We start from the raw sequence: 23,699 nt of genomic DNA on the forward strand, positions 1-23,699 counted from the left end.
TTTCGGGGCTGGTTCTCCAGGTAGTTCTCTGCGGAAATCGATTGCCGGCCCACAGCGAACTAAGCAGCAAGTTACCAGCCAGCTGCTTGCTTTCCCGACTGCGACCAACTGCCTACCTTCACCGGGCGAATGCGAAAGCCCCGCTTTCGTAGCTGCTAAGTCGTATCTCTATGTTTGGCGTTCCAGTGCGTTTATCCTGCCTGCTTATTGTCTGGCTCGTCTTATGCTTGCCCAACCGCACGCAGGCCCAGACCCCAGCCTACCTATGGGCCCAGCCGTTTCTGCGCTCTACCAGCGGTCAGGCGGCCGGAGGGGTAGTCGGCGGGAAGGTAGCAGTCGACCCGGCGGGCAATACGTACTTGGTGGGGAGTTTCTCCGGAGTGGCCCGCTTTGGGGCTTTCTCGCTTACCAGTGCCGGGGCCACCGATGTCTTTGTGGCCAAGCTGGACGGCTCCGGCAACTACCTGTGGGTCAGCTCAGGCGGGGGAAGCAGTGAGGAGCAGGGCGTAAACATTACCCTTGACCCGGCCGGGAATGTGTACGTGGTCGGCAGCTTTCGCAGCCAGCCCGCCACGTTCGGCTCCGCCAGTATCAGCACGGGCAACGGCGACAAGGATATGTTCGTGGCCAAACTCACGGCCCAAGGCAACTGGGAGTGGGCGGTCCGGGCCGGCGGCACGGGTGATGAGATAGGCCAGGGCGTGGCCTGCGACGGTACGCACGTGTTTCTGGCCGGCTACTCCAACAGCGACCGTCCCGTGTTTGGCCCGACAACGCTGCTCAACGCCTCCCCGCCCTCTGGCTTCGTGGTGGCCGCGCAGCTCTCCGCCGCTACCGGCGCTTGGACCTGGGCCACGGGGAGCAGCGGCCCGGGTGGGGGTCAGGCCAGCGGGGGCCAGGCCACGGCCATCGCCTGCGACGGCAGTGGCGGGGCTTACGTAACCGGGAGCTATGGCATCCTGGCCACTTTCGGCAGCACGACGCTGCGGAGCGGCGACTTCAACGATATATTCGTGGCCCGCCTCAGCCCGGCCGGCAACTGGCAGTGGGCCGTGCGAGCCGACGGGACGGATGAAGACCGGGGGCTGGCTATTGCCGTCGATGGAGCCGGAAACCCGTATATCACGGGGTACTTTCTCAGCCCAGTGCTGACCCTAGGTTCCGTAACGCTGACCAATGCCAGCCGCAATGGCGACCTTTTTGTGGCCCGTCTCACGGCCACTGGTGCCTTTGACTGGGCCACCCGGGCCGGCGGCACCGGCGGGGATTCCGGCCAGGGGCTGGTCGTTGACCGGGCCGGTACGGCGTACGTGGCGGGTGTTTTCGGGCCCGGCCCCGCCGCTTTTGGGCCGGTAACGGTAACCCCGGTGGGCGGGCAGGATACCTTTGTGGCGGCCATCAGTGCCACCGGCACTTGGCAATGGGCTCTTGCCGGGGGCAGTCCATCAGACGAAACCTGCCCAGGCGTCGGGGTGGATGCGTTCGGCAATGTCTCCTTCGCCGGCACTTTCGCCAGCCCGGTCAGTCCGGCCCGGTTTGGTCCCTTCACCATCGCCGGCAACCCCGGGAGCACAACCGGCTTCGTGGCCCGCGTGGGCCTGCCCCAGACAGTGCGTATCACGGGCGATTCGCTCCTCTGTAACGCGGGACAGGTCCAGCTGCAGGCCGTTACCTCGGTTGCGCCCACGGCCTACCGCTGGAATACCGGCGCGACTACGGCCACCATTATCGTTTCTCAACCCGGGACCTACAGCGTGCAGGTTACCTTTCCCGGGGGCCAGACGAGTACAGCCACCTTCCACGTAGCATCGTTGAATCCTGCCGTGCAGATTCTCGGCGATACGCTGCTGTGTCCCGGTCAGCCCCTGCAACTGACTGCCACCGCCCCCGGGGCGCTGGACTACCGGTGGAATACGGGGGCCACGACCCCGACGCTTTCCGTTTCCCAGCCCGGTCTCTACACCGTCACGGCCCGGTTTAGCAGTGGCTGCAGTGCCACGGCCAGCCGTTTGGTTCGCTCACCAGGGCTGCAAATTACCGGCGGCGGGCCCTGGTGCCCGGCCAGTCCGCCCACGCTAACGGCCATAGCGCCGGGTGCTACGCGCCTGCGCTGGAATACCGGGGCCACCACTGCCACGCTGCTGGTGCCGGGCCCCGGCACCTATACGCTCACGGCTACCTACGCCAACGGCTGCCAGCTAACGGTCAGCGAGGCCGTCGCAGTGCCAACCACCGTCATTGTGGGCGATTCCGTACTCTGCACCGGAACCGGGGTTCGCCTGACGGCCAATCTGCCGGCCGCTACGGCTTACCGCTGGAACAACGGGGCCACCACGGCCAGTATCACCGTCACCCAGCCGGGACTCTACCGCGTAAGCGCCAGCTACGGCAACGGCTGCACCAGCGAGGCGCAATGGCTGGTTCGTGCGGCAGAGGCCGTGCCCGTCTTTTCGCTGGGCCAGGACACCACCCTCTGCGAGGGCGAGTCGCTGGTGCTCTACGCGCCAACGCTGCCCGGAACGGTCCGCCAGTGGTCGGACGGCTCTACCGGAGCCACACTTTCCGTGCAGTCCCCCGGCACCTATTCGCTCCAGCTTCGCTCTGCCTGCGGGCAGCGCACTGTTAGCCGCCAGATTACTTACCGCAGCTGCCTGTTCATTCCCAACGTCATTACCCCCAATGGCGACGCGCTCAATGAACAATTTGTTGCGAAAGGCTTGCCGACCGGGATATGGCAGCTGCGCATCTATTCCCGTTGGGGGGTACTGGTATTTGAGAGCGCCGATTATCAACACGACTGGGGGCAAAATGCTGTTGCGGGTACCTATTATTACGTTTTCCACCAGGCCGGTTCCCCTCTGAGCTACAAGGGGTGGCTCCAGGTAATCCGGTAGGAGCAGCATTACCCGCCGGCTATACTACCCGCGGCCAGCGTGGCCCCGCCGGGCACCGCAGCCCCGCCTACACCACCCGGTTGGAGGACTTGCTGGTGATGGTTAACTGCCGCTGCAAAAGAGAACCTGAAGCCTACTGCAGCTCCCAAACAAGCCCGTTACCTTTGGTCTATGCACGTCTCCCGTTACGCTCTCGTCGCTTTTCTGGCGTTTACCGCCGCCTGCTCGACTACCCAAGACCCCACCCCGGTCCAGCCTCCCGCAACCCCGCTCCCCGAGCACCTGACCCTCGGCAACCCCAGCGGGGCTACCACCGATAGCAGCCAGCCAACCAACTACCTGCTCAGCAAGTCCCAGTACGCGCTGTCCTATCACCGCGACCGGGGTATTCCCACCTGGGTCAGCTGGCACCTCGACGCCAGCTGGCGCGGCGCCGCTGCCCGCCAAGACGACTTCCGGGCCGACAACACGCTGCCCGCTGACTGGTACCAGGTCCAGTCCACCAGCTACTCGGGCTCCGGTTTTGACCGCGGCCACCAGTGCCCCTCGGCCGACCGCACCAGCACCGTGGCTGACAACTCGGCTACCTTCCTGATGACCAATATGGTCCCCCAGGCCCCGCGTAACAACCAGCAGACCTGGGCTAATCTCGAAAACTACACCCGCACCTTCCTCAGCGCCGACAACGAGGTCTACATCATCTGTGGCGCCTACGGCAAGGGTGGCACCGGCTCCAACGGCTTCCAGACTACCCTCGACCAGGGCCGCGTCACCGTACCCGCTCGCCTCTGGAAAGTCGTGGTCGTGCTGCCCACCGGCGACAACGACGCCACCCGCATTACCACCAACACCCGTGTCATTGCCATTGACACGCCCAACGAGAACACCATCAGCACTGACTGGGGCCAGTACCGCGTCAGCGTCGACGCCATCGAAGCTGCTACTGGCCTCGACCTGCTGTCTGCCGTGCCCATAGCGGTGCAGCAGGTGATAGAGACCGGCGTGGATAGCGGGCCAACGCAGTAGTTTAGCCACCTTCTTCCCTTCCCCTATGCCTACCTCCCCCCTGAGCCGGCTCTTACTGGCCGGCCTGACCCTTACCCTGCTGGCCCCCACCCTTTCGGGTTGCGAACTCTCGTCCTCAGTTCCCCGCGAAATGATGCCGCCGGTAACGCAAACCGGCGCAAACAAAGCCGGTGCCCTGGTCAACGGCGCTACCTGGCTGCCGCTGGCGGGGGTGCTGTTCGGGTCCCCGGCCTACCGGGTCCGCGTCAACCGCACGCCCCAAAGTGGCCGGGGCTTTGAGTTTTCGCTCTCGCTGACGCGCCAGGCCCCGGAAGGCAGCGAGAAGTATTACCCCAAGCCTGATTCCAACATCAGGTTCTTCCTGCCCTCGGTGCTGGCACCGGGCTCGTTTGCCTTAAACGAATCGGTTACGGCTCCCTTTCCGTCTGAGCAGGGCCGCCACGGGGTGCTGACCGACTACACCACCAGCCCCGTTTTTCATTACCCCACCGGCTCCGGCCCGGCCTCGGGCCAGCTGGTGATTACGCGCTTCGACACCGTGGCCCGGGTGGTAGCCGGCACCTTCGAGTTCACGGGCCAGCGCGGCGCGGAGCTTATCAAGGTAACCCAGGGCCGCTTTGATGTAATCTATTAAACCGGCTCTGGCTGGCTTTCCCCTTTTCACCACTTTTAACTTTTCCCTTTGCTGCTTGAATAGTGCGCGTAAGCGGCGGCGGTACTAGCCCCCTCCAGACTCGCCTGGTGTTAACCCAATAGCTACATTGCACAGTTTGAAAGTCAAAAGGCCACCCCTGCAGGGGTGGCCTTTTGACTTTCAAACTGTGCCTTTTTCTTCCTCCTTAAGCTCAGGCAAACAGGTCAACTTACTCGCTATTGCCGGCCTGCCGTCCCTGCCGAATGCGCTGACCATGCTGCTGCTGCTGCTCCCGCACCTGGTCCGGACGTGGTGGCACCGAATCCACCGTAGCAAAAAGCAAATCCAGCGCCTCTTGCAGGGCCTGCTTCTGTGAGTAGTTGTATTCCCCCTTGACGCGGCGGGCGTGTACGTAGTCACGCAGCCGGTCCAGATGCCCTGGGCTTAGAACAAATGTCTGCCGCACACCACTGGGGGATAATTCCTCATTAATAACACTGTATGTAGGATCAGCCTCCCGTTCAGAAGCGATTTTATTACCAGTATTACCGGTATTATCCTGTAATACAGTAGTACTAGTATTACGCTTGGTCTGCTGCTTTTCAGACGGCTTTTTGATAGTAGCGTCATCATCACTAAGGTCGAAAAAGTCACGTTCTGACGTGGGCTTGTCAACCTTGGCTTCGCTGGGCTTAGGTAGGTTCTTGAAGGTCTTGGCCATGAGAAGTCGGTGAATTAGCGGGTAAGAATTTCGGCTACCAATGCCTGATAGTCGGCGGCCCCGGCACTTTGCGGAGCATAAGAGAAAATGTCTTTGCCCAGGTGGGGTGCCTCCCCTAAAGCAATGCTCTCCCGGATAACGGTGTTAAGCACCAAGTCCGGGTATTGCGCCCGGAGTTGTTCGGCCGTATCTCGCCGCAGCACCTTACGCTTGTCGTGCCGGGTAAAGAATATGCCTCCTACTGCCATGCTCGGATTAAGCCGGCGCTGAACCCGGCTCACCAGCTCCAGGACTTTTTCTAGCCCGTCGGTGGCATACAGTTGTGCCTCCAAGGGAATGTAGAGTTGCTGGGCACAGGCATAGGCATTTATGGTGACCAGGCCGAGCGCTGGTGGGCAGTCGAGCAGGATAAAGTCGCAACGCTCACGCAAGGGTTCCAGCAGGTCTTTGAGCAGGAATTCCCGGTCCAGCTCATCTCCCTTCACCTTCTCAAAGCCGGATAAGGCCGGCGACCCGGCGACCAGCGCCAGATTCTTGTCCAGTGAATAGGCCTTGAGCGGGTACTCTCCCAGTAAGGCGCCATAAACGGTTTGCTCCGCATCGCTCAGGCCCAGGCCTTTTGTCAGGTTAGCCTGGGGGTCCAGATCCACCAGTAGCACCCGGTGGCCAGCCCGGGCTAAGCCAGCCCCAATGTTAGCGGTAGAAGTGGTTTTGCCAACCCCGCCCTTTTGGTTTGTAAACGCCAGAATCTTGCTCATGGAGCTAAAGTATGCATAAAAGTATTACCCGTGTTACTTATCGTGTCGATGTTACAAATATTACTAATGTTACCAGTATTACTGCTATGGAGTTGCTTGAGAACAGGGTTAAAGCAGGTTGAAATCGTTACTTTTGGTTGCTACCCGTGCAGCCTGCTTGGCCAGTTTCTCATGACCCCATCCACCCAAGATGCTTACCAAGCCCTCCGGGACTACCTGAACGGGCTCCTGAATCCATCGCTGGCTGACCAGGCGCTGGCCGACGTACCAGCAGCCCTGCGTTCCAGCCTGGAGGCCTTCATGACGGGTAAAACCGAATACCAGGACGAGACCGGTCGGCGCATGATTTACGCGGCCGACCTGGCGGCGTGGGCGGCGGACTTAATCTACGGTACGGGCCTGACCGCACCCTTGCCCCTGGCCACCGTGGACGTGGCCGCGCTGCGGGCCGCCACGCTCCGGCAGGCGGCATGAGCTGGGAGGAGATTGAGCGGCTGACCCAGCAGGTGCAGCAGCTACCGGCCGACCGGCAGCAGACCAGCCAGCAGTTAAGCCACGTCATGGTCTCGGCGCACTCGACCATGATTGAGGGATCCCGCGTGACGGTGCTCGAAGCATTTGACTTTCTGCTCGGGGCAGCCCCCACCCTGGGCCCAGGCAAGCCGCTGGCGGGCTACGACATGCTGGGCGACCACGCCCGGGCCCTGGACCTGGCGTTGCAGCGCGCAGATGCGCGGCAGCTTCCCGGTCCGGCTTTATTGCGCGAGCTGGCGGCGGCCGTGATGAAATCTACTGGCCGGCCCACCAACACGGCCCTGGGCACTGTAGACCCCACCCAAGGCGACCTGCGCCGGGGCAACGTGTTCATCGTTGGAGCCAGCTCCTTCCCCAGCGCCCAGAAGGTGCCCGCCCTGGTGGCCGCGCTCACCGGCGAGCTACGGGAGCGGATGCCAGCGGCCACAACGCTGCGCGAGCAGCTGGAACTGTCCTTTGAGGCCCACCAGCGCTTAGTCAGCATTCATCCCTTCAACGATGGCAACGGGCGCACGTCACGGTTACTCATGAACTACGTGCAGCGCTACCATGACCAACCGCTGACCATCGTGTTCCGCGAGGACCGGCAGGCATACTTTGCGGCGTTGGAAGAAAGCCGCACCGCGGAGGACATCACGCTTTTCTTTGATTTCATGCGGAGCCAACACGGCAAGTCATTGATCTATCAACTATCGGCAACTTCACCTCCAACACCACAACAGAGCTAATATCATACTACTCGTATTACCTGTATTATCTGTATTATCTGTATTATCTGTGTTACCTATATTACTGATATTACTGGATTTTCTATAATTTACATACTTTTCTTAATCTCATTCCTTTACTTACTCTACATACTTTCATTACTCTCCATATCTTCTATTTTCGCTATTGTTTTTCAGTCACACAGTACTTTTATACTTAATAGTTAAGTATCTATCGAGCGAATAGAGCAACTCACTCAGAAGTACATCAGCTAGTAGCCCCGTAATTTCACCGTTGCTAGTGGATAGAAATACTTGCAGCAGAGGCCATACTATCAGTATTACACGTATTATCAATATTACTAGTGTTACCGGTGTTACTTACTATTAGACTGCATAGGGTACATTCTTTCACGGCTGGAGTCTACTGTACTGCCCTATAGGCACTAGTCGGTGCTATGCTCCCATCGGTAATTGGTGTTCTTACCCTTGCCCTGCCTCTGGCGGAGTCAGCCCCGAATTCCGCTATCTTACGGCTTCCTTACCCCTGAGCTGCTTCTACCTTGACGTACCCCGACTTCGCGGCCCGCTGGCGCCACTCCGGCGGCGCCGAGCGCGCCAACTACGGCCTGTTCCTGCAAGACCTCTGCGACCTGCTGGGCGTACCCCGGCCCGACCCCACCACCGACCAGCCTGCCCATGACCAGTACGTGCTGGAGCGCGCCGTCACTTTCAACGACGGGGCCAAGAAGAGCACCGGTCGCATCGACCTGTACAAGCGCGGCTGCTTTATCCTGGAAACCAAACAGGGTACCGACTCGGCCGACGCCCTACAGAAGGCCCAGCAGGCCGACCGCGCCGAACTGGGCCTGGCCGCCGAGAAGCGCCGCAAGGGCCACGCCCTACGCGGTTCCGTGAAGTGGGAGCAGATGATGCAGGCCGCCCGCCAGCAGGCCCTGGGCTACGTGCGCGCCCTGCCGCCCGACGAGCCCCGGCCCCTGTTTGTGCTGGTGGTGGACGTAGGCTACTGCATCGACGTGTACTCGAACTTCGCCGGCGTCGGCGACTCGTTTGTGCCCTTCCCCGACCAGTCCCGGTTCCGGCTGCCGCTTTCTGCCTTAGCCGACGAGGCCACCCGGCAGATGCTGCGCCAAGTATGGCAGGAGCCCCGGGAACTAGACCCCAGTCGCCGCGCCGCCCGCGTCACGCGGGAGCTGGCCGGCTACCTGGCCGGCGTGTCGGCCCAATTGGAGCGGGCCGGGCACGCGCCAGAGGTGGTGGCCCAGTTCCTGATGCGCTGCCTGTTCACGATGTTCTCCGAGGTGCGATTCGTTCATCCTAAATGGAGCCACAAGCCCAGGGACGGATGGCAACGAGTAATGCCATTTTAATGGTATTACTCGCTGACAACTGATTAATCGTGAGGGTGTAAGTCCCTCTCCCTAAATGCAAGGGTAACAGCATCACCCCTACGGTAGCGACTAGCCATCAATCCGTAAAGCGGGGCGAAAAGGCGGTAATGGAAACCCTGATTCCAAATCCCGTCGAGCAGGAGTCTATGGATAGCGAAAGCGAAGGTACGCGTGAACTGTCGTCAACATTGAGTAGCCAACGCAGGGTATTAGGCTATGCCAAAAGGCACGGATTAGGGGCTGGCGGTTTCAGTACGACCAGTATGCATTCCCGATAAACCCGGCAGACAGTACCATCCTACGGACTCGACCAACGATTAATCGGAACGAAGTAACCCCTTGGTGGCTCTCCGTCTACCGCCGGAGCAGGTGCTAACCGCATGCAGTCAAGGGGCAAGATTGCCTAAGAAGCAAATGCCCGACGTAATGGTCGGGATAAGCTGACGTAGGCACGATAGATTGAACTGAATAGGTACAAGTAGCAGTGAATATGTCTAACGCACGTTGCGAACCAACGATGATGGAATGGAGCGAACTGCCCTGGCGCAAGCTGGAGCAAACCGTCTTTAAGCTGCAAAAGCGCATATTCAAAGCCTCGCAACGCGGTGATGGGAGGACAGTACACAAACTCCAAAAAACACTAATGAGGTCTTGGTCGGGCAAATGCCTGGCCGTTCGGCGGGTAACACAGGATAACCAAGGGAAAAAGACGGCGGGCGTTGACGGCGTTAAGTCGCTGCGTCCGGTCGAACGCTTTACCTTGATTGACCAATTGGCACCTACAGACAAAGCAAAACCTACTCGTCGGGTCTGGATTCCCAAACCCGGCACGGAGGAAAAACGACCATTGGGGATTCCCACGATGCATGACCGAGCCGTTCAGGCCCTGGTTAAACAAGTGTTGGAGCCAGAATGGGAAGCCAAGTTTGAACCGAACAGCTACGGTTTCCGACCAGGACGCTCAGCTCATGACGCGATAGGAGCCATTTTTAGCAACGTTTGCCACAAGCCCAAATACGTGCTCGACGCAGACATTGCCAAATGCTTTGACCGCATCAACCACGAGGCATTGTTGACTAAGTTGAACACGTTTCCAACGCTTCGACGGCAAATAAAAGCGTGGCTACAGGCGGGGGTACTAGACGGGCAATCGGTTTTTCCGACTCCCGAAGGCACCCCACAAGGAGGTGTTATTTCTCCGCTGTTAGCTAACGTCGCCCTGCACGGCATGGAAGAATGCATCCGGCAGGCCTTTCCGCCGAGGCGGCTGACGATTCAGGGACAAAAAGTTCGTATCAACCCGCCGCACTTTGTTCGGTACGCGGACGACTTTGTTATCCTGCACGAACGACTGGATGTTATTCAACAGTGTCAACAACGCATTGCACAATGGTTGGAACCCATGGGCTTAGCCTTGAAGCCAAGCAAGACGCGCATCGTACACACCCTGCTGGCCCACGAAGGACCGGCAGGCTTCGACTTTCTGGGATTCACAGTTCGACAATTTCCAACGGGGAAGAGTCAGGCTGCGAAAAACCCGAAAGGCGTTTCGCTTGGCTGCAAAACGTTCATTAGACCTTCGCGGGAAGCTATCAGCCGGCACCAGAAGAAGCTGAAAACCATCGTAACAGCGCACCGGGCACTCCCGCAACGGAAGCTCATCAATGCGCTAAACCCGGTTGTAAGGGGATGGACCAACTACTTCTCAGCCGTCGCTAGCAAGCAATGCTTCTCGCATTTAGGCCACTGGCTGTACGAAAATCTCCAAAACTGGGCACGGCACCGCCACCCTCACCAAGGCCGCCGCTGGGTATCCTTCCGATACTGGCTGGTCGGAGAAGGCAAGGGCTGGCAATTCGCTACCAGAAATGGAGAAGAGGACCGACGCTTGCAACGACACTCGGAAACGCCGATTAGGCGACACGTAAAAGTACAGGCGCAGCGTAGTCCGTACGATGGCGATTGGGTGTATTGGGGTACGCGCATGGGGCGACACCCGGAAGTCAAATATAGAGTCGCGGCTCTACTAAAAAGACAGAAAGGAAAATGTCCTCACTGCCGACTGTTCTTCACGCACGGGGATAAGCTGGAAGTAGACCATAAACTTGCCCGCCGATACGGAGGGCGAGATAATCTGGCAAACCTTCAGCTTCTTCATCGGCACTGCCATAAAACCAAAACGGTCCGAGAGGACCGGAAAGGAGGCGAGGTGTGTTAGTCAATCATCAATCTGTTGAGGAGCCGTGTGAAGCGAAAGTTTCAAGCACGGTTTTGAAGACCAGTCGGTGGGGCGACCTGCCGGCTGAGTTTAATGACGTAGGGCTCATCCCCAAGGCCAGCTTCACGGGCATGTTGCGCACTTACTCCACGCCCGAACTGCGCGAGTTTCTGCCCGATGCCTTGCGCGGCCTCTGGCTCACCATGGACACCGGCGGCTTCTCGCCCGACCTGAAGGCCCGCCTGCGCCGCTTCAACGGCAAGCTCTTCCACGACGCCACGGCCTTGCCCCTCACCGCCGACCAGATGGCCCTGCTACTCAAAGCCGCCGAAGCCGACTGGACCGAGGTGGAGCCCGCCATCTTCGGCACGCTGCTCGAACGCGCCCTCGACCCCAAGGAGCGCCACAGCCTGGGTGCCCACTACACCCCGCGCCGCTACGTGGAGCGCCTCGTGCTGCCCACCGTGCTCGAGCCCCTGCGCCGCGAATGGACCGCCGCCCAGGCCGCCAGCGCCCGCCGCCTCGACGAAAACCAGCCCAAAGAAGCCCGCCAGGAGCTGGTGCGCTTCCTCACCCGCCTCACTTCGCTGCGCATTCTGGACCCGGCCTGCGGCTCCGGCAACTTCCTCTACGTGACGCTAGAGCACCTCAAGCGCCTGGAAGGGGAGGTGCTGGCCGCCATCAACAGTTTCGGCCAGACCGGCCTGCTCGACCTCGGCGGGGGCACCACCGTGAGCCCGCGCCAGCTGCTGGGCCTGGAACTAAACCCGCGTGCGGCCGCCATTGCCGACGTGGTGCTGCGCATCGGCTACCTGCAATGGCACCTGCGCACCCACGGCATCACCCAGCTGGCCGAGCCCCTGCTGGATGAATACCAGAATATCCGCCAGCAGGATGCCGCCCTGCGCCACGACGCGCCCACGCCCCGCCTCGATGCTCACGGCCAGCCCGTGCCCGACGAAACCGCCCGCACGCCTGTGCTGGATTACCCCAACCCCCGGCCCGCCGAGTGGCCCGAAGCCGATTTCATCGTGGGCAACCCGCCGTTTGTGGGGAATAAGCGCATGTATGAATTGCTTGGTGAAGGTTATTCCGATGCGCTACGCAAAGCATACAAAGGCCGTGTTCCAGAATCAGCTGACTTAGTAATGTATTGGTGGGATAATGCTGCTGAGGCTCTGAGAAGCGGTAAGACGGAACAGTTCGGATTTATCACGACCAATTCTCTCACTCAGATTTTTAATCGACGAGTAATGGAAAGGCACATGGAGGCTAATGAAAATTCTGTGTCTCTAATCTTCGCCATTCCCAACCATCCGTGGGTTGATGCTAGCGAAGGTGCTGCCGTTCGTGTAGCAATGACCGTAGCTCAATTGGGTAAAGTACCCGGCACACTTGCAACTGTGGTAAGTGAAGAAACAGTTGATGGTGAAGAAGCACATGATGTAAAGCTTGTTGAAGCATTTGGTGAGATTAATTCTGACCTTTCAACTGGTGCAGATTTAACAAGCGCCAATGCACTAAAATCCAATGCAGGCATAAGCAGCAGAGGTGTTATTCCTGTTGGACAAGGTTTTGTTATTAGCCAGGAAGATGCTTCGCAAATGGGGCTTGGGAGCATTGCTGGCCTAGAAGATTATATCAAGCCTTTCCGAAATGGGAAAGACATTACAGGTAGCTCCCGCGGGTTTATGATTATTGATTTATTCGGCCTTAATGAGCAACAAGTAATTTCTCAATTCCCAACGGTCTACCAACACATTTACACGACTGTCAAGCCACAGCGAGACGAAGTGCGTCGTGAAGCAACTAGGAATCGGTGGTGGATTTTTGCTGAAGCTCGTTCAACCTTTCGGCCTGCGTTACGTGACATCTCACGTTACATCGTAACTCCACAAGTAGCTAAACATCGGCTATTCAGCTTTTTGGGCAGTAATGTTTTGCCTGATGATAAACTCATTGCTATTGCTGCTGATGACGCATATGTATTAGGTGTTCTTTCCAGTAATGCTCATGTTGTTTGGGCATTGGCAGCAGGTGGCAGAATGGGCGTTGGCAATGACCCAGTTTATGATAAAACCCGCTGCTTCGACCCATTCCCCTTCCCCGACGCTACGCCCGCGCAGCAGGCCCGCATCCGCGAGCTGGCCGAACAGCTCGACGCCCACCGCAAGCGCCAGCAGGCCCAGCACCCCAGCCTCACCCTCACCGACCTCTACAACGTGGTGGAGAAGCTGCGCACCAATCAGACCCTCACCGCCAAAGACCAGACCGTGAACCACCAGGGCCTGGCCTCCGTGGTCCTCAGCCTGCACCAGCAATTGGACGCCACCGTGGCCGAAGCCTACGACTGGTCCACTACCTTGCCCGACGCCGAGATTCTAACGCGCCTAGTGCACCTCAACCACGAGCGCACGCGTGAAGAGAAACAGGGCCACGTCCGCTACCTGCGTCCTGCTTACCAGGCCCCTGGCGAACATCAGTCCGCTATGGAGTTGCCGACTGCTATTACAGCAGTTGCTGCTGTGACAACCGCAGCTGCCCAACCTTGGCCGGCTGAGCTGGCGCAACAGATGTTCGCCGTGCGCAGCATCGTGCAGCAGGCCGGCGGTGAGGCCCTGAGCAGCGCTCAGGTCGCGGCCCGGTTCCGGCGCATCAAGGCCGATAAGGTGAAGCCATTACTCGACACGCTGGCTATGATGTCGCTGGTTCGTCATTTGGAACCGGAGGACACCTTTGCAGCGTAATTGTGGACGCATAATTATATAGTTTGGATTTCCTACCAAGAGAAAACAGACGGTTGGAAGTTTTTAATGTTTACCGCATGCACCCATCCACTCTACCCACTTTGGCTGCCATTCGGCAGTTAACCTTTCACATGTTGCGGAGCCGGGCACCCGAGGTGGACCTTGCTACCAGCCGGAAGACCCTAGACCCTGCGGTTTTCGGGATGTTACAGGATGAACTGCTGCGGGTACAGCGGGGTACGTCGCGCGTCTTCGGAACCCTAACGGCGCCGTCAATGCTCCAACTGCTCAAAGCCAGCGCTCCAAGCACTGTGCAGTGGGAACGGGAGGTGAAGTGGGCCAAAGCCGTGCTATCGCGCTACCCGACTGAGCTAAGTCGGTTTATCGGGCTGAAAAATGATTTTTCGGCTGCCTTGCTGACAGGTCACTACGACCGGGCGGCGGCTTGCTTGGAGCGCGTGGAGCAGGAATTTGGGCAGTCCCTGTGGCTCATCAAGCAAAGGATTGCGTTTTTGCAGCTTAGCTCCGGCCTGGAGCCACAAAAGCGCTATGCCCAGCAGATAAAGGAGGCCGTGGGCTTCTCGGGACCGATTGCTTTAGTCGCGCAGTGGGTTAGCACCCGCAACGAAAACACGGTGACCTCGGCCCGCTTTATTGCCGACTTTGAGCAATTGCTCCTGCGAATCGAAGAGCGGGTTGGCGAGGGGTGGACGGACTATCTGCGCTACCACGTGCTCACATCGGAGACCCTCTCCCTGGCGTCCACCGAGCACTTGCTGCGCATCGAATCTACGCGAGCGCTAGTTGACTACTACGAGGCGTTCATCAGCTTTTGCCAAGTAACGATTCTGCAGGGGAGGCCGGCGCGCAAGGCGGCGGCGAGCTATGCAATCTTAAAGTTAATATCCAAAGTAGCGGACCCTCGTCTGCCCGTGCTCCTAACAGCTTTGGGACGGGTGGCGGAAACTGCCGGCTCTTCCGGCGCGCCAATTGCTGCGTACGCCAAGTTCCGGCAGGGGCATTACTGGGCGGCGACGGAGCTAGCCCAGGAGGAACTAAGTAGAACGCCTGGTAACGCCGTTGCCCTGACGATAGCTGCCCTTGGCAAGGCTATGGAAGGGCAGGGGAGTACGGCCGAGGATGAGCTGCGAAATACCGCGTTGCGGTTGGGCAGCCCCGGACCGGTCCTGCAGCAACTCCTCATCAGCCGCATGGAGGCCGTAGTGTTCGCCGGAGCCGCCGCCAGTCAGGAGATTCACGAGTTAAACAAGCTGACGCTTAATTTTGCCTCGCTGGAATGGGCAGTGGCTCCGCTGCTGCTGCTGGCCGATGAAATGTCTTCCCGGGTCGAGACCGGGCAGGCGCTGCCGGCTGTTGGGCTTCACATTCCCCGTTGGCATCCATTACTGCTCGAAGCCCTTGGCAGGGCCTACGCCACGGGGGCTTACACTGAGGCAACGGTTGAGGCGAACGGCGAAGACAGCGGAACCCAGTACGCCTTGGGCTGGGTCGGCATGAGTACCGCCGCGGTGGAAGGGCTGAGCACGGACTCGCACCAACTGTTAGGAGGGCAGCGTAGCTATTTTGCCCAGCGTTATGCAGAAGCCGTGGGCCACGGCCTCGCACTAGGCCAGTCGGTTCACCCATACTTTCGGCGTCGGGGCCATCGCCTGGTGGCTAACAGTTGGTTGGCGGCAGGCGAGATGTCGGAAGCGTGTGCCTTCATGGCACGGGTGTACGTACGCGAACCCCAACTACAATGTATGTTGCCCATTGCCGCGGCCGTAGGCAATCTGCGACCCAGCCAGCCTGAATGGCGCCTGCTGCAAACGTCGTTGGCCCTACCTATTCTGCTTGATGCCTACAACAAGCACGTGAGCCGGACAAACGAAACACTGTGCGGGTACGCATACGAAGACTTCCTCACAGCAAATGGACTAGAGCGTCCTTCCCAACTGCGGCACCAGCGTGAAAACCTGGACCCCGAACAAGTAATTTACTTCCTGCGGTACGTATGCGTAGAACCCGTGATGGACGCATCAACAACCTACCAAAGCTCGCAGGAAGTGGCCGACGAGCGGTTGGCCGTGTGCCGGCTATTGCTAGAGTTTGACCCCGCTAACGCCGAAGAATACCGGTTAGAAATCAAAGACCTTGTTCGCCAGCAAGTCATCAGCAAGCGCAAGCACGAGGTAGAGCAGAGTCGCATTCACGTGGAAGTTCCCAAGCTGCAACTGTGGGCGACTGCACAACTGCAGGAAAGCTATCACCGCTACCTCACGTTTGTGGAAGCAGGCCTTGATGCTGAAAGCCTGGCCCTTCGGGCCGAAGCTACCGCCAAAGCCGAGAAGCTCGACTACGAAGGGTTAGTAGCGATGTCAGTGCCCAACAACGAAACCAGCGCGCTGTTCCGAACACTAGTGCTGGAACTGCGCGATGCCTACACGTCCAGCACAGAGTTTGGACTCAACCGCTACCTGAGTACCCGCATCCGGCATGGCACCCTTGAAACTCAGTTGCGGCGACCCTTAACGGCTCAGCAACTCATTACCCAGCGGGAAAGCGAAAGTGGTCCATACCAGCCTAACACCTACTGGCCGGCGCAGTTGGGTTTGGAACCAATTGAAGATACCCGACTGAATAAGCTCTTGGCGGAATTTTCGGCTTCTTATGACGCCTTGGTTTCGGGTATCCGCACCGATTGGATGCAGGTGCGTCATAACTCGGAACAAGTGGGGCTTTTTGAATTTACCCTGACCGACGGCGAAATAACGTTGCTAGCTGCTCAAATCGAGGCGGATACCACGTTCCGGCAATTTGTGGATATGGTGGTGGAACACCTCGGCCGCCGACTTACTACCAGCCTGAGCATTATTCGAACCCGCCTTCGCACCGAAGCCTGGCCAGCCGCCTGCGAACTGCTGAACGGCTTGCAGCGGAACGCCGAAATGCTCAATCAGCCTTATGTTTTTGGCGACCTATACACTGCCATCAACGTGGCCCGCACGGAAACGCACGCGGTGTTTGAGCGGGTCACGAGTTGGTTTCGGCCCACCCAAGCCGTGGGCGATTCTCCCTACATGCTCGAAGACGTGCTCAGCGTAGCCGAGGCGCTGGTGCAAGAAGTGTCTCCTGCCTTTAAGGCTCCACTGGAAACCAATGGCGAAACAGCAATGATTAAGCTGGTGCACGGCTTCCCTACGCTAGTGGATGTTTTTGTTAACGTTTTCGAAAACGTTGTCCGTCGCTCCGGTCTTGACGTGCCCCAGGCCCGCCTGAAGATTGTGACTAAGGGCATCTCCCCAGCGCTTTCCGTCGTTAGCATCACTAGCACCAATGCCTTGGGTGATTCAATTGACCGCAAGGAGTTGCGCGAACGCCTCGCCAGCAAGCAGCGCGAACTCGAAGAAGGAAAGTACGCCTCTTCAATTGCCACTGAAGGCGGTAGCGGCTTTTTTAAGATTCACCGTAGCTTGCGCGACTTTCGAATATCGGACAAGGAGCCGGAGGCGACGCTTAACTTCGGGATTATGGACGATGAGTTTGAGGTAGAAATACAGCTGCCGCTCTACCTGCAAGCTTCGCTGGCAGCCTCCGATTCTCCCTTCGACCAGGTCCAGGTTTTACGCGACTTAGAGAATGAAAATATTACTCGTTGAAGATGACGAAGAAAAGCGGCAGCAACTCAGCCACTTCGCGCACCACGAGCTGGGGGCCGTCGTGACCGAGGCCCGCTCGCGGCAAAGCGGGGTTAATGCGCTGTTGCGCGAACCCTTTGATTTGATTATTCTCGACATGACTATGCCTACGTATGACGTCACGCCGACCGAGGATGGCGGGCGCCCCCAAGCATATGCGGGCCGCGACATCCTGCAGCAGATGGACCGGCATGGCATCACCACCAAGGCCATAGTGGTGACCCAATTCGACCGTTTTGGGCAAGCTGAGGACGAAATCACGCTGCAGGTTCTCGATGCCCAGCTCGAAGCTGCTTTCCCGGCGACGTACGTGGGGGCCGTGTATTACAACGTTGGCTACGCAGGCTGGCGCGAAGCTTTGCGCGCCGTGGTGCAACAACTGGGGTTTGCCGGTACTGAATAGAATTTATGAACTTTAGTATTCTAATTGTTGAGGATGATACCGACAAGCTCCGTCGCATCCTCACGGCTTTGGAGCAGCTTCCCGATTTCGATTCGGAAGTAGTAGTGACTGAAATCGACGCGCACAGCGCCAAGCAACGTATGTTGGTGCAGGCATTCGACCTGTTGGTACTGGACATCTCCATTCCGCCCCGGAAGTCGGCCGATGTTCAGCCCGAAGGCGGCTTGGCGCTATTGCAGGAAGTACAGGAGCGGGAGCAGTACCACAAGCCGACGCATATCATTGCACTGACGGCCCACGACCACGTACTAGCCGCGGCCAGCGCCCGGCTAGCAGAGAATGCGCTGTTGCTGATTCATTACCAAGTGGATTCAGATGGTTGGCAGCGTCAACTGCGCACGGGCGTGGAGCAGCGCATGGCGGCCAAAAAATCCGCTGGTATCACGCCGCCGAGCCATGAATATGACGTGGCCTTCATTTGCGCGCTGCGCAGCGAGTGCGCGGCCGTTCGCGCCAATGGGTGGGCGTGGTCAGCGCTGGACGTGCCGCACGACGACGGGGTTTATTACCAAGCAGCCTTTACCAAGGCGGACGGCCGCCCGGGCAAAGCGGTGGCGGCAGTAGCGGCCCGAATGGGCTTGCCAGCGGCCGCGGCGGCTACCATGAAGCTCATCATGCGCTTCAAGCCCCGCTACCTGTTCATGACGGGCATCATGGGCGGTGTTGACGGGCGGGTAAAACTGGGCGACCTCGTGGTGGCCAACCCGGTGTGGGACTGGGGCAGCGGTAAATGGATAGGAAGTGGGAGCGATGGCAGCGCCCCCAGTTTTGAGGCCGACCCCTTCCAATTTACCTTAGACTCGTCTTTGGAGCGCATGGCGCTGCGACTGGAAGAAGACGGCGCTGAATTATACCGCATCCGCAAGAGTTTCGGCAACGGAGCCCCGGAATGGGACTTGAAGCTGCGCATCGGCGCTGTGGCGTCAGGCGCGGCGGTACTCGCCGACCAAAGCACGCTGGACCGCATTAAGGAACAACACCGCAAGCTGCTAGGGGTTGAGATGGAAGCTTACGGGGTTTTTTTGGCGGCAGCCGAAGCCCCTCATCCCAAGCCTTTGTGCCTGTGCATAAAAGCCGTGGTCGATTTCGGCAATGGACATAAGGACGACACTTACCAGGCTTACGGAGCTCATGTTAGCGCCAAGGCTGCCCAGTTCTTTGCCGAGAAATACTGTGTGTAGCGCTTTGTTGATCGCTCATATAGAAGCTCGTCTTTGCTAAAGGAATAGGCGAAGCTAATGGGTAAATTAAGGATGCTGCCTGATTTGATTTGCCTCCCAAACGCGCCAGTTTCGCTCGTCATTTCGGTAGCTTAGCGGCCAGGGGCTCACCGAAACAGCATCCCAGTTGGGCAGGATGCAGAAATCCGGTACGGCTTGAGCCGCCGCCGTCAAGGCATGCACAACCAAACTGGCCGTCAGATTGCCTGGTCCGGCGACGGATTGGATGGACTGGCCGGAAGTGGTGGGCTGCAATAGTTGGCTTGTCGCCCGTGCGAGGGCCCGGCCAATAACGGGGTGCCGGGCGGGTGCAATCAGGGGATTATTGTTGACGTAATATATCCAATCATCGGCGTGGCGGCGCTGGCGCATGAATACTTCCGCACTTATCATTTCATCGGTGCGTGTGTCGTAACAAAGCGGCTGTATTTTCAGTTGGCTATCCTGCAGAAAGCATCGGCAGTCAACTCCCTGATAGTGCTCGTCGGCATCCACATAAAACCCGCCGTGATAATACAGGTAGCACAACCGAAAGTAGTCGCATTTCATCGCCGGGTGGATGCACCGCCGGAACGCCTGCACATGGCCCGGCTCACAGGAAGCCGTGATGAATGCGAGAGCCTGCGGCTCGTCGAAAAGACGGCGGCTGAATCCTTGGTGCGTCAGGGGCTCCCAGCTATCGAGGCAATGCTGAACATCAGCCGGCAGGGTAGCTGAATTATCCCAGAATTGAACCAGCACGGGGGGAATGGCTCCTTTCTGGGCAATTGGCTGAGGCGTGGTCGGCGATTGAATCAGCCTCCGCATAGCGGCCGAGCGGAGTTTATCATCTTCTGCAATGGTGGCCGGAGTCAATTGTTGCTTCATCTTTACAGGTGTTTTTTAGCTTGTTGACTATTGCTGAAAGCCATTAAGCTACCAGGCCACTACCAGGCCAAAATTTTCTTTGATGAACCTTCACCTAACGCACGCATTTCGCCGCAAAACCGCCTTTCTACTCAAAATCCTCTGGCGGCGGCTTCGACCGGGAAGGGTACTGCCGAATGTAGGAACATCGCAGGGTTTGGGCGCAGTCTATGTCATCAACCTCGACCGTCAGCCCATGCGCTGGCAGCACATGCTACGCGAGACCAAAAGGCAGCGCGTAACAGGCCGCCGGACCCTGGCCGAGTTCTGCCACCGGCTGCCAGCGATAGACGGCAGACTACTCCGCGCGGCCGAAGTGTCTCCGGCGCAACTTGTGCCCCAATACGCGCTACGTACGCAGTACTATGTCGACCCCGACCCCCGCTTGTTGCCCGCCTTACGTGCTGGCGACCCGTTTATCAGTATGAGCGCACCAGAAGTGGCGGTAGCCCTTTCCCACGTGGCGGCCTGGCAGCGGCTATTGGCAGAGGGACACGCATACGCGCTTGTACTGGAGGATGACGTTTTTTTCGAGCGTGATTTTTCGCGGCTGTTGCCGCGATTGTGGCAGGAGCTGCCCGCCGATGAGCACGGTGCTCCGAGCTTCGACTTCTTATACCTGTCGTACCGCGAAGTGGACCGGGGCGCAGAAACCGTCGCGTTTTCTCCGCACCTGATGCGCCCAGTAAGGGGGCTATGGTGGTTTTCCGGCTATGTGATTTCCCGGGCTGGCGCGGAACAATTGCTGGCCCGACTACCCATCTGCGGTCCTGTTGATTTGTGGATAAACCTGCATTTTTCCAGTCTGCGCGTTTACGCATCGGTACCATCGCTCATTTTCCAGCGTAATGACCTTCCCTCGGACAACGTGTATTCCATCCTGCCCTATTTATCCCAATTGGGCATTCAGGCCGACCAAACACACGCCGAGTTGCAACAGCGCAAAGGTCGCGGGCCCGTGTTCGTGCTAACGGGTTCACCCGTCGACCTCAACTGGCTGGCCGCGGCATTGGGCGTGCTAGGCTACCGCTGCTGCGTAGACGATGGCACCCAATTCACTCCCGATGTACACCGCCAGCTGGCAGCCCGCGAACCGCTATTATTCGACGCATATTTAGGCATTGCCAGCTTGGGTGAGCAGCAAGAATTACTCGCCCAGCTATATCCTGCGGCCGTATTCATCTCGATGGCACCGCTGGCAGCCTCTTCGGCGCGTCCCGCTGCTCATCATTCAACACTACGCCGCGCCCTGGGCCGGCTGCCAGGCCGTGCGGCACACCACGGGCAGCAGGGGAAACACTTGCTATTGCCGACGGAGGAAAAGAGCTGGCAAGCGTTGTGCTGTTTCCTAAAATGCGAAGTGCCGGCTTTTGAGTTACCACAACGCGCCAATATGCCCAACGTGGAGCCATACGCTATCCGCCCCATGCAGCAACAGTTGGTCGGTTTGCGGCGAACAACCTACCCGGAACATGACGTAACACCCTGGATTATTCCGCTGGAACGGCTGGCTGCCCATGGAATCGAATCCATGGCCGCCGTTGGCCGAAGAGTAGGTGAATTTACGCCACTTTTTCATGACGATTTCGCGAGTTTTCACGCTAACCGGTGGCGGTTGCTACAAGACTCGTTCCCGTCTAATTTAGCGGCTTTCACCCCGGATAATTTCCATTCTGGAGAACCGGAGGGTTGCCGTCTTACGCTTTGCAAGCAACGTATGGGTACTCGCCAGTATACCTCCGCTTCGCTGGTAAGTCAGGCATCCTACTTGTACGGGCGGTTTGAGGTGCGCCTGAAGGCAGTACGGCTATCGGGCGTGATTACGGCCTTTTTTCTGCATCGCAACGACCCTTGGCAGGAGTTGGATATGGAATTTCTCGGCCAGGATACCAGCCAGGTGCTGCTCAACGTGTATTTCAACCCCGGTAGCCAAGCCGGGGGGTGGAATTATGGTAACCGGGGAACACCCGTGTTGGTGGAGCTTGGTTTCGACGCGTCGGCCGCTTTCCACACCTACGCCATCGAATGGGAGCCGCACGAAATCCGGTGGTTTGCCGATGGCCAGCTATTGCACGTGCGACCAATATGGGCACCAACGCCCGTGCCCGCTTTGCCCATGCAGTTTTTTATTAATCTTTGGCCTTCTCGGTCGGAAGAGCTAGCCGGCCCGTTCTATGAAGCACAGTTGCCGGCCGAAGCACAAATCGAGGAGGTTTCAATTGCCGCATGGTCGCTTTCGATGAGTGATTAGGTCATTTTTACCAACTGTTTCCCGACTGCCAACTCGGCAGCACGCCATCGGCTGGATTTAGCATCTTACACCTTGTAAAGGAGCTTCTAAGTAAAGCGGACTGCCAGGGCCAGGAGCTTGTCACGTTTTTTAAACGTTCGTTTAAAAAACGTGACAACTACCGAAATAGGGGCGTAGCTTTGCCCCATGTCCCGCTACGTCGCCTACTTCCGCGTGAGCACCGCCCGCCAGGGCCAGTCCGGCCTGGGCCTCGAAGCCCAGCAGGCCGCCGTACTCCGCTTCCTGCCCGCCGAGGCCGTGCGCGTGGCCGATTTCGTCGAGGTGGAGAGCGGCCGCAAGAGCGCGCGGCCCCAGCTGGCGGCCGCCATCGCCCTGGCCCAGCGCGAAGGCGCCGTGCTGCTCGTGGCCAAGCTCGACCGCCTGGCCCGCAGCGTTGCCTTCCTGGCCACCCTGATGGAAAGCCGCGTCCGCTTCCAGGCCGTCGACCTGCCGGCGGCCGACGAGTTCACCCTCCACATTCTGGCCGCCGTCGCCCAGAAGGAAGCCGCCGCCATTTCCAGCCGTACCCGCGACGCGCTGGCGGCCAAGAAGGCGCGGGGGTTTGCCCTGGGCACCCCGGCCAACCTGACCGCCGCGGCGCGGGCCAAGGGATTGGCGGCGCGCCAAGCCAACGCGCGAGCCAACGTCCACAACCGCCAGGCGGCCCAGCTGGCCACCTTGCTGCAGGCCACCGGCAAGAGCTTGCGGGCCATCGCCGAGCAGCTTAATCAGTCGGGGTACTCCACCCGGCGCGGGAAGGCTTTTCACCCCATGGGCGTGCAGCGCCTACTCGCCCATCGGCCGGAGGCTCACGTGGTGGATGCCCCCGCCGGGCGATACATATGAGCATGACCCTCGACGAGTTCCGGGCCCTGTCCGAACACGACCAGACGGCCGCCGTGTACGCTGCGGGCACGTTCGTGGGACAGCGCTGGCAGGAGGTGGACGAGGCCGTGCTCTTGTACCGGATGCCGGGCGACTTCTTCGCCGAACTCACTTATAACACCACGCACCAGCAGGTGCTCTACCCGGACAGCTTTGGTGACGATGAACCAGACAAGCTGGAAGATTATGCGATGTTCGTGCGATTGCCCCGGTGGCTTCCCGAAACGGAACAGTAACTTCCCTTCCGACCAGGAGGCCGTCCAGCTGACAATACGTAAATCGGACAAGCCAGCATTGCTCCGTTGCCAGCAAGGCGAATTGCCCACTGGCTGTCTTCACGTACGGTTGGCCAGGGTCGTCGCCAAAAGCAGCGCGTCCAAACGGTTGCGCCAGGCCATTGCTTCCGTCGGTTCACTTCTTGCCCTTCGGCCGGGCGTTGGGCTTTGTCATCGTACGTTTTTTCGGCCTGGTCCACCGACTATAGTTATCAGACTCAGGGAATCGGTCCAGCCAGTGGGGCAAGGCTTTGTTGACGAGAATGTCCAGCACCCCCTCAAGGCTGAGGTTCGCGGAGGCCAGCCGGTTC

17 protein-coding genes are annotated in these 23,699 nt (G+C 59.0%); 14 read left to right on the plus strand and 3 right to left on the minus strand.

All coding sequences use genetic code 11. From position 1 onward, the window contains the following. Window positions 1-227: 227 nt before the first annotated feature. The 3 genes from HW556_RS11055 to HW556_RS11065 all read left to right on the plus strand — a co-directional run bounded on the left by HW556_RS11055 (window position 228) and on the right by HW556_RS11065 (window position 4,554). Window positions 228-2,894, plus strand: a complete 2,667-nt coding sequence (locus tag HW556_RS11055) for a T9SS type B sorting domain-containing protein (protein ID WP_176900085.1) — start codon at window positions 228-230, stop codon at window positions 2,892-2,894. A 171-nt stretch (window positions 2,895-3,065) separates the two neighbouring features. Beyond that, window positions 3,066-3,920: a DNA/RNA non-specific endonuclease gene (locus tag HW556_RS11060; protein ID WP_176900086.1), complete on the plus strand. Its 855-nt coding sequence runs from the start codon at window positions 3,066-3,068 to the stop codon at window positions 3,918-3,920. Between the two features lie 25 nt (window positions 3,921-3,945). Then, complete coding sequence (locus tag HW556_RS11065; protein ID WP_176900087.1) at window positions 3,946-4,554, plus strand: hypothetical protein; 609 nt, start codon at window positions 3,946-3,948, stop codon at window positions 4,552-4,554. 229 nt (window positions 4,555-4,783) lie between these two features. On the opposite strand, the gene HW556_RS11070 is transcribed toward HW556_RS11065, so the two are convergent. Continuing rightward, window positions 4,784-5,275 (minus strand): hypothetical protein, encoded by a 492-nt coding sequence (locus HW556_RS11070; protein ID WP_176900088.1) that lies wholly within the window; start codon window positions 5,273-5,275, stop codon window positions 4,784-4,786. Window positions 5,276-5,289: 14 nt separating this feature from the next. Continuing rightward, entirely contained in the window at window positions 5,290-6,033 is a 744-nt protein-coding gene (locus HW556_RS11075) for a ParA family protein (protein WP_176900089.1), read from the minus strand. A gap of 171 nt (window positions 6,034-6,204) precedes the next feature. Here HW556_RS11075 and HW556_RS11080 point away from each other — a divergent pair, with 171 nt between their 5' ends. From HW556_RS11080 to HW556_RS11115, 8 genes are all read left to right on the plus strand, one after another. Then, the gene (locus tag HW556_RS11080) at window positions 6,205-6,507 is read left to right on the plus strand and encodes a hypothetical protein (RefSeq protein WP_176900090.1); all 303 of its coding nucleotides are present in this window, start codon (window positions 6,205-6,207) and stop codon (window positions 6,505-6,507) included. Beyond that, window positions 6,504-7,295: a Fic family protein gene (locus HW556_RS11085; RefSeq protein ID WP_176900091.1), complete on the plus strand. Its 792-nt coding sequence runs from the start codon at window positions 6,504-6,506 to the stop codon at window positions 7,293-7,295. The genes HW556_RS11080 and HW556_RS11085 overlap by 4 nt, the downstream gene beginning before the upstream one ends. Before the next feature lie 542 nt (window positions 7,296-7,837). Next, complete coding sequence (locus HW556_RS11090) at window positions 7,838-8,665, plus strand: type IIL restriction-modification enzyme MmeI (RefSeq protein WP_246289621.1); 828 nt, start codon at window positions 7,838-7,840, stop codon at window positions 8,663-8,665. A 511-nt stretch (window positions 8,666-9,176) separates the two neighbouring features. Next, window positions 9,177-10,904, plus strand: coding sequence for a group II intron reverse transcriptase/maturase (gene ltrA / locus HW556_RS11095; RefSeq protein WP_176900092.1), 1,728 nt, complete (start codon window positions 9,177-9,179; stop codon window positions 10,902-10,904). A 53-nt stretch (window positions 10,905-10,957) separates the two neighbouring features. Further along, entirely contained in the window at window positions 10,958-13,651 is a 2,694-nt protein-coding gene (locus tag HW556_RS11100) for a class I SAM-dependent DNA methyltransferase (protein WP_176900093.1), read from the plus strand. A gap of 275 nt (window positions 13,652-13,926) precedes the next feature. Continuing rightward, window positions 13,927-17,310 (plus strand): hypothetical protein, encoded by a 3,384-nt coding sequence (locus HW556_RS11105; protein WP_176900094.1) that lies wholly within the window; start codon window positions 13,927-13,929, stop codon window positions 17,308-17,310. Further along, complete coding sequence (locus HW556_RS11110; RefSeq protein WP_176900095.1) at window positions 17,291-17,752, plus strand: response regulator transcription factor; 462 nt, start codon at window positions 17,291-17,293, stop codon at window positions 17,750-17,752. Before HW556_RS11105 ends, HW556_RS11110 begins: the two co-directional genes overlap by 20 nt. A gap of 5 nt (window positions 17,753-17,757) precedes the next feature. Beyond that, a complete protein-coding gene (locus HW556_RS11115; protein ID WP_176900096.1) occupies window positions 17,758-18,993 on the plus strand; it encodes a phosphorylase family protein in 1,236 nt (411 codons plus the stop codon). Between the two features lie 66 nt (window positions 18,994-19,059). Here HW556_RS11115 and HW556_RS11120 read toward each other — a convergent pair whose 3' ends face one another. Next, complete coding sequence (locus HW556_RS11120; protein ID WP_176900097.1) at window positions 19,060-19,899, minus strand: glycosyltransferase family 32 protein; 840 nt, start codon at window positions 19,897-19,899, stop codon at window positions 19,060-19,062. 82 nt (window positions 19,900-19,981) lie between these two features. On the opposite strand from HW556_RS11120, the gene HW556_RS11125 reads away from it, so the two are divergent. The 3 genes from HW556_RS11125 to HW556_RS11135 all read left to right on the plus strand — a co-directional run bounded on the left by HW556_RS11125 (window position 19,982) and on the right by HW556_RS11135 (window position 23,349). Then, on the plus strand, window positions 19,982-22,189 hold the full coding sequence (locus HW556_RS11125) for a family 16 glycosylhydrolase (RefSeq protein ID WP_246289622.1): 2,208 nt from the start codon (window positions 19,982-19,984) through the stop codon (window positions 22,187-22,189). 186 nt (window positions 22,190-22,375) lie between these two features. Then, window positions 22,376-23,074 carry a recombinase family protein gene (locus HW556_RS11130; protein WP_176900099.1) on the plus strand — a complete coding sequence of 233 codons (699 nt, stop codon included), beginning with the start codon at window positions 22,376-22,378 and terminating at the stop codon, window positions 23,072-23,074. A gap of 2 nt (window positions 23,075-23,076) precedes the next feature. Next, complete coding sequence (locus tag HW556_RS11135) at window positions 23,077-23,349, plus strand: hypothetical protein (RefSeq protein ID WP_176900100.1); 273 nt, start codon at window positions 23,077-23,079, stop codon at window positions 23,347-23,349. Window positions 23,350-23,699 lie beyond the last annotated feature (350 nt).

The organism is Hymenobacter terrestris (genome assembly GCF_013377905.1).
Taxonomy (GTDB): domain Bacteria; phylum Bacteroidota; class Bacteroidia; order Cytophagales; family Hymenobacteraceae; genus Hymenobacter; species Hymenobacter terrestris.